The organism is Pseudomonas sp. BF-B-26, assembly GCF_019956495.1.
GTDB lineage: Bacteria > Pseudomonadota > Gammaproteobacteria > Pseudomonadales > Pseudomonadaceae > Aquipseudomonas.
Map to the genome: position 1 here is coordinate 1 of NZ_JAHBDP010000026.1, position 6,198 is coordinate 6,198.

General features: G+C 61.9%; 7 protein-coding genes. 5 read left to right on the top strand and 2 right to left on the bottom strand.

The window, feature by feature from the left end; genetic code table 11:
• Positions 1-76 precede the first annotated feature (76 nt).
• A complete protein-coding gene (locus KGB03_RS02230; RefSeq protein WP_223526180.1) occupies positions 77-868 on the bottom strand; it encodes a lysophospholipid acyltransferase family protein in 792 nt (263 codons plus the stop codon).
• Positions 868-1,623: an L-ornithine N(alpha)-acyltransferase gene (gene olsB / locus KGB03_RS02235; RefSeq protein ID WP_008152922.1), complete on the bottom strand. Its 756-nt coding sequence runs from the start codon at positions 1,621-1,623 to the stop codon at positions 868-870. The genes KGB03_RS02230 and olsB overlap by 1 nt, the downstream gene beginning before the upstream one ends.
• 154 nt (positions 1,624-1,777) lie before the next feature.
• Here olsB and KGB03_RS02240 point away from each other — a divergent pair, with 154 nt between their 5' ends.
• The 5 genes from KGB03_RS02240 to KGB03_RS02260 all read left to right on the top strand — a co-directional run bounded on the left by KGB03_RS02240 (position 1,778) and on the right by KGB03_RS02260 (position 6,138).
• Positions 1,778-2,665 (top strand): acyl-CoA dehydrogenase family protein, encoded by an 888-nt coding sequence (locus KGB03_RS02240; RefSeq protein ID WP_218536360.1) that lies wholly within the window; start codon positions 1,778-1,780, stop codon positions 2,663-2,665.
• 182 nt (positions 2,666-2,847) lie between these two features.
• Positions 2,848-3,942 carry a serine hydrolase domain-containing protein gene (locus KGB03_RS02245; protein WP_223526182.1) on the top strand — a complete coding sequence of 365 codons (1,095 nt, stop codon included), beginning with the start codon at positions 2,848-2,850 and terminating at the stop codon, positions 3,940-3,942.
• Positions 3,939-4,268 (top strand): amidase, encoded by a 330-nt coding sequence (locus tag KGB03_RS02250; RefSeq protein ID WP_223526184.1) that lies wholly within the window; start codon positions 3,939-3,941, stop codon positions 4,266-4,268. Before KGB03_RS02245 ends, KGB03_RS02250 begins: the two co-directional genes overlap by 4 nt.
• Positions 4,269-4,388: 120 nt before the next feature.
• Complete coding sequence (locus KGB03_RS02255) at positions 4,389-4,979, top strand: YceI family protein (RefSeq protein WP_223526186.1); 591 nt, start codon at positions 4,389-4,391, stop codon at positions 4,977-4,979.
• Between the two features lies 1 nt (position 4,980).
• Positions 4,981-6,138 (top strand): phospholipase D-like domain-containing protein, encoded by a 1,158-nt coding sequence (locus KGB03_RS02260; protein ID WP_192406557.1) that lies wholly within the window; start codon positions 4,981-4,983, stop codon positions 6,136-6,138.
• Positions 6,139-6,198: the final 60 nt, after the last annotated feature.

Sequence of the window (6,198 nt, forward strand, 5' to 3'; positions counted from 1 at the left end):
CGGTGTGTCAGCTGGCATCAATGCTGAATGACACACCGCTTTCGCGAGCAAGCCCGCTCCCACAGGGGATGTGTGTTTAAGCCGCGATTGCGGGGCGCAGTGGTTCCGGTTGCGTCTGCGGAATCGCCCCAAACAACGCCTTCTGCACCGCCTGCTGTGCCTCGAACGCCAGTGCCGCACGCTCGCGACCTTCACACGCGATCGGCTTGAGCAAATGAATCTCCACGTCCCCCCGATCATTTGCAAACAAGCGCATCAAGTGCGAGAGCAAATCATCATCGCCAATGAACGGCGCCAGCGAATCGAGCTTCCCGTCGCGCAGATAACGAATCGCCACCGGCTGCAACTTCACTTCGGAGTCGATTGCCGCAGACAGCAATCGACCGTGGAAAGTACGCAACGAGCGGCCATCGGTGGTGGTGCCTTCCGGGAACATCAGCAGCGGATGTTCCTGCTCCAGATGACGGGTCATCTGTTTGCGGATCAACTGGCTGTCGCCCGACCCTCGACGGATAAACAGGCTGCCAGCCTTGGCCGCCAACCAGCCCGCCACCGGCCAGGTGCGCACTTCGGCCTTGGACAGGAACGACAGCGGCGTGAGCATGCCCAGCAGCGGAATGTCGGTCCAGGACACATGATTGCTGACCCAGAGCATCGGCGCCTTCGGCAATTCACCGTGCACGGTCACGCGAAAGGGCAGGGCATTGCTCAGGCGAGCCATGAAAAATCGCGACCAGCGCTGGCGACGGACCATCGAATGAGCAATCCCCAGGCGTTCGAACAACCCGAATACACCGGCCATGCTCAACCCCAGCGCCACCACCACCAACACTCGCGCAATCCGCGCGTACACCCGTAACCGACTCATCACACGGCCGCCTTGAAGTGCTTGGCATAACGCGGGCAGAGCTCGTCGCGCTTGAGCAGGATGAACACGTCGGCGACCTGGAAATCTTCGTCCCAGCAGGGCTCGCCGCAGATCTTCGCGCCAAGGCGCATGTAGGCCTTGAGCAGCGGTGGCATTTCGGCGATGACGTTGGACGGGATGTCGAGGCTCGGCAGCGGCTTTTTCGGTTCGGCCCGCAGGTGTTCAGTGCACAGGTAACGTTCGCGCAAGCGCTGCATGATCGCGTGGGCTTGAATGCCGCCGTCCTGCATCGGGATGCTCGCGCAACCCATCAAATAGCTGTAGCCGCCCTGGTTCAGCACTTCGGCCAGCTCGCCCCAGAGTACGGCGATGGTGCCGCCGTTACGGTAGGCCGGGTCGACGCAAGTGCGACCGATTTCCAGGATCGGGCCTTTGAGATGGACCAGGCCATGCAGGCTGAATTCTTCTTCGCTGTAGAACTTGCCCAGGCTGCTGGCGGCGGTGTGGTCGAGCAAACGGGTAGTCGCCACCAGTCGCCCGGTGTTCAAGTCACGCACGCCGATGTGGGCGCAGTGAACATCATAGTCATCCATGTCCAGACCCAGCTCCGCGCCTTTGAGCTTGGCGTTGAATTCGCCGCTGAACACGTTGAAGCGCAGGGCCTGGGCTTCCTGCAAGGCCTCGGCGCCCACCAGGCGTTCGGCTTGCAGGCGGCGTTCATTGCCGGTGTCGCTGATGCGGGCGATCTGAGTCATTGCGAATCTCCGTACGGGCCGGTCACCCGTCTTGGGTTGCAGCCGATCGACTTTCTTTATGCAGCCGTGTTGTGCAAAGTCAGGCTATGTAGCCCCGGTGTCATCGCCATGAAGCTTTGGTGATGCTTATATGACAGCCTTTGAGGAGCCTCTTATGCTCTGGCAAAACCTGCTGCGCCGCTGTGAACGTCTGCCCGCCAACCCGGACCTGAGCGAGGGTTTCGCGACCTTGTTGCACCCGTTGGGCAACGTCACGCCGTTCGAACTGGCGGTGGCCGGCGGGCGTTTGATGTCGACGCCGGGACTGGCGTTTCTGGTGGGCTATCAGGCGGCGTTGCGCATGCTCTGGCCGAGCGCGCCGTTGAGTCTCGGCGCGTTGTGCGCGACCGAACAGCGCAGCCTGCGGGTGGCGGACATGCAGACCCGTCTGCACGATTTGCGCCTGAGCGGGCGCAAGGATTTTGTCACCGCAGGCGATGCCGCCGATTGGCTGCTGATCGCTGCTCGCAGTGAAGCCCCCGACGAAAAACCGCGCCTGAGCCTGGCGGTGGTTTATCCCGGTGAACCGGGCGTGCGTCTGGAGAAGCTACCGGCGATCCCGTTGATGCCAGACATCAGCCATGGTCGGCTGTTTCTCGATAACGCTCAGTGCGAACTGTTGGCGGGGGATGGCTGGGAGGCCTACATCAAACCGTTTCGCACCCTTGAAGACATTTACGTTCTGAGCGCCATGACCGCCTGGCTGTACGGCATCGGTCAGGACAGCGACTGGCCGCAAGCCTTGCAACTGCGTTTGCTGGCGCTGCTGGCCGGGTGCGCGGAAGTCAGCCGGCAGGCGCCGAATAATCCGTCCGGGCACGTGTTGCTCGGTGGCTTGTTTGCGCAGTTCGATGGGCTCAAGGCTGAGGTGACTCAGGCACTGGCCGATGGCCCGCCGCAGTGGGCGGCGATGTGGCAGCGTGATCAGGGAGTGATGGATCTGGCGGCGGGGGCGCGGGGGAAGCGGTTGGCCAAGGCACTCGCGGGATCTTCGCTGGATTGACGGGCCCCTTCGCGAGCAAGCCCGCTCCCACAGTGAGCGGTGGTGCGACGCAAATGGTGAACAACACACAATCCCTGTGGGAGCGGGCTTGCCCGCGAAGGCGACCTCATTGGCAACACAAATCCCGGAACTGTCATCAATGGCGACTAGGCTCAGCAGGTCCATCCCTCCGAGCCCCCACCATGTTCAAAGGCTTGTCCCTGATCTTTATGCTCCTGCTCAGCCTCACGGCCCACGCCGAATACTGGCCTGCCGAGCAATGGCCAACCGGTCCGACAGTCAGCGGGCCGGCGCTTCAAGCGCTGGAAACTTACGCCTTCCCACCCCGTGATGAGGCCACCCGAAAAGGCATCCGCACCGACGCCTTGCTGGTGATCCGCGACGGTCAACTGATCTACGAACGCTACGCCGGCCCGACCACCGCCGACACCCCGCACTTGACCTGGTCCATCAGCAAAAGCCTGATGGCCACGGTCCTCGGCGTGGCCTATGGCGAAGGCCTGTTCAAGCTCCAGGACCCGGTGCAGACATTTTATCCACCGCTGGAAAAACACCCGACGATGACCATGGCCGACCTGCTGCACTGGGCCTCGGGTCTGGACTGGCAGGAGGACTATGAGTACGCGCCGTTGAAATCCTCGGTGGTCGCGATGCTCTACACCCGTGGCCACCCGGACATGGCCGCGTTCACCGCCGATCACGGTGAATACGCCAAACCCGGTCAGGCATTCCGTTACTCCAGCGGTGACAGCAATTTGTTATCCGCTGCGCTGAAAACCATCGTCGGCCCGACCCGCTATCCGGACTATCCATGGACGGCTCTGTTCGAGCCCTTGGGGATTCGTCACGCTGTCTGGGAAACCGACGCCACGGGAACCTTCGTCGCTTCGTCCTACGCCTATCTCACTGCCCGGGACCTCGCGCGAGTTGGTCTGCTGATGGCCCGCGACGGCCGCTGGGGCGAGCGGCAATTGCTGCCCAAGGACTGGGTCATTTTTAACCGCGAACCGTTCGCCCGCTATCAAGCCAATCAGGACGACGCGGTGCCCGGCGGCCATTGGTGGCTTAACCGCGCGGTGGAAGGCGCCGCAAAACCCTGGCCCGATGCACCCGCCGACACCTTCGCCGCGCTGGGTCATTGGGGGCAGGCGATGTACGTGATTCCCAGCGAACACCTGGTGATCGTGCGCTACGGCGATGACCGCGACGGCAGCTATCGGCACAACGAATTGCTCAAGCTCGCGCTCCAGGCATTTGCCGCGAAGGTGCTGCCATGAAACGTCGCAGCTTTGTTCGTCGTCGACCGTTCAGCACGCTGTTGTTGATCCTGTCGATCGCCTTGCTCGGCTGGATCTGGCAAGAGCGCGTGGCGCTGTGGGCATTCCCGGACATCATCAGCGGCTATACCGCCAAGGAATATTGTTCGTGCCGTTACGTGATGAACAACCCGGCCGAGTATTGCCACAGCTATGTGAAGCAGTGGCTGCCGACCAGTGGCTTTACTGATGACCCCGCCAGCAAACGCGTCACCGTCAGCGGCATGGGCCGCAACAACAGCGCGCAATGGATCAGCGAACGCCAAGGTTGCCGTCTGTCACCCTGACTTCGGCGAGTTGGGCTTTTGTAGGGAATGTGTTTGACCCAAGATCCGTGGCATTAGAGTTTGCAACCTGCCTCAGGCCAGTTAAGGTTCAGCTCACGTTTATCTGCCCCACGAGTCTCTATGTTCAACCGCGTCCTCTGCAAAACCCTCGCCTTTCTGCTGTTGGCCAGCGCCACGCTGTCGGCCCACGCCGATTGGTATCTGGATGGCGAGTCCTCGCGGCTGTCATTCATCAGCACCAAAAACACCAGTATCTCCGAGGTGCAGCGCTTTCTGGTGCTGCACGGCAAGGTCGATCCCAAAGGCCTGGCCGAGGTGGAAGTCGAGCTGGACTCGGTCAACAGTGGCATCCCGCTGCGCGATGAACGCATGCGCAAGGACCTGTTTGAAATCCAGACTTTCCCCCAAGCGCTGATCACCACGCAGATCGATCTGCGGCCAATCAACGATCTGGCGCCCGGCGCGCAACTTGAATTGCGCCTGCCGCTGACCGTCAACCTGCATGGCAAACAACACGAATACAACGCCGAACTGCTGGCGACTCGTCTCGATGACCGGCGCTTCCAGGTGGTGACCCTCGAACCGCTGATCATCAATGCCGCGGATTTCGACCTGGCCCCCGGTCTGGAAAGTTTGCGCAAGGTCGTCGGTTTGTCGGCCATCAGTCTGTCGGTACCGGTGGGTGCGGTACTGATTTTCACGGCGCGCTGACATGGCCGGCGCAATTTTCCCCTGGCGTGAAGGCAACCGTTTTGAACTGTTGATCGACGGTCCGCAGTTTTTTCCACGGATGTTGGTCGCGATTGCCCGCGCCGAAGAGCAGGTCGAGCTGGAGCTGTACCTGGTGGAGGCGGGTGCCTGTGCCGAGGCGATGGTTCAGGCGTTGGTCCAGGCAGCCGAACGTGGCGTGCGCGTGCGCTGCCTGTTCGATGATTACGGCAGCCTCGCGTTCACCCTGACCTTGCGTCGGCGATTGATGGCGGCGGGCGTGGAACTGCGTTTCTACAATCGCCTGAGCTGGCGGCGCTGGGTGGGTAACTTCTACCGCGATCACCGCAAGTTGTTGCTGGTCGATCAGAGCATGGCCGTGGTGGGCGGCACCGGGGTGACCGATGAATTCTGGACGCCGGGCGAAGACACCAGCGAATGGCACGAAGTGATGGTGGAAATCACCGGCCCCTTGGTCATCGACTGGCAGCTGCTGTTCGACCGTCAATGGATTGCCAACCGCCATCGGCGCGCCTGGAAACCCGCTTCGCATTTCGGCCTGCCGCGTCTGCCACGCGTGCCATCGATGGGCGAGGGCATGGGCCGGGTCGCCTATGCCGACGCCCGCCAGCACCGGGACATCCTGCAATCGTTGACTCGCGCACTGAACAGTGGCCAGCAACGAATCTGGCTGGCGACGCCGTATTTCCTGCCGACCTGGAAAGTCCGCCGCTCACTGCGCCGGGCAGCGGGCCGCGGTGTTGACGTGCGTCTGCTGCTGACCGGGCCACGCACCGATCACCCGTCGGTGCGCTACGCCGGGCATCGCTACTACCCGCGATTGCTCAAGGCCGGGGTGGCGATCTTCGAATACCAGCCGTGTTTCCTGCACTTGAAAATGGTCCTGATCGACGACTGGGTGAGCATCGGCTCGTGCAATTTCGATCACTGGAATTTGCGCTTCAATCTGGAAGCCAACCTGGAAGCACTGGACCCGGGGCTGACGCGTGCGGTGGCGGCAAGTTTCGAGAGGGACTTTGCGCAGAGCCAGGAAGTCAGCCTGGAAGCATGGCAACGCCGGCCGCTGTGGCGGCGGGTGAAGCAAAGGATTTGGGGATGGGTGGATCGACTGGTGGTGAATCTGCTGGATCGACGCGGATAGTCGTCACACCAAAAACCACTGTGGGAGCGGGCTTGCTCGCGAAAGCGGACTTTCAGTCAG

Coding starts and splice junctions, on each gene's coding strand:
- KGB03_RS02230 (WP_223526180.1), bottom strand. CDS start 868: ATGAGTCGGTTACGGGTGTACGCGCGGATTGCGCGAGTGTTGGTGGTG.
- olsB (WP_008152922.1), bottom strand. CDS start 1,623: ATGACTCAGATCGCCCGCATCAGCGACACCGGCAATGAACGCCGCCTG.
- KGB03_RS02240 (WP_218536360.1), top strand. CDS start 1,778: ATGCTCTGGCAAAACCTGCTGCGCCGCTGTGAACGTCTGCCCGCCAAC.
- KGB03_RS02245 (WP_223526182.1), top strand. CDS start 2,848: ATGTTCAAAGGCTTGTCCCTGATCTTTATGCTCCTGCTCAGCCTCACG.
- KGB03_RS02250 (WP_223526184.1), top strand. CDS start 3,939: ATGAAACGTCGCAGCTTTGTTCGTCGTCGACCGTTCAGCACGCTGTTG.
- KGB03_RS02255 (WP_223526186.1), top strand. CDS start 4,389: ATGTTCAACCGCGTCCTCTGCAAAACCCTCGCCTTTCTGCTGTTGGCC.
- KGB03_RS02260 (WP_192406557.1), top strand. CDS start 4,981: ATGGCCGGCGCAATTTTCCCCTGGCGTGAAGGCAACCGTTTTGAACTG.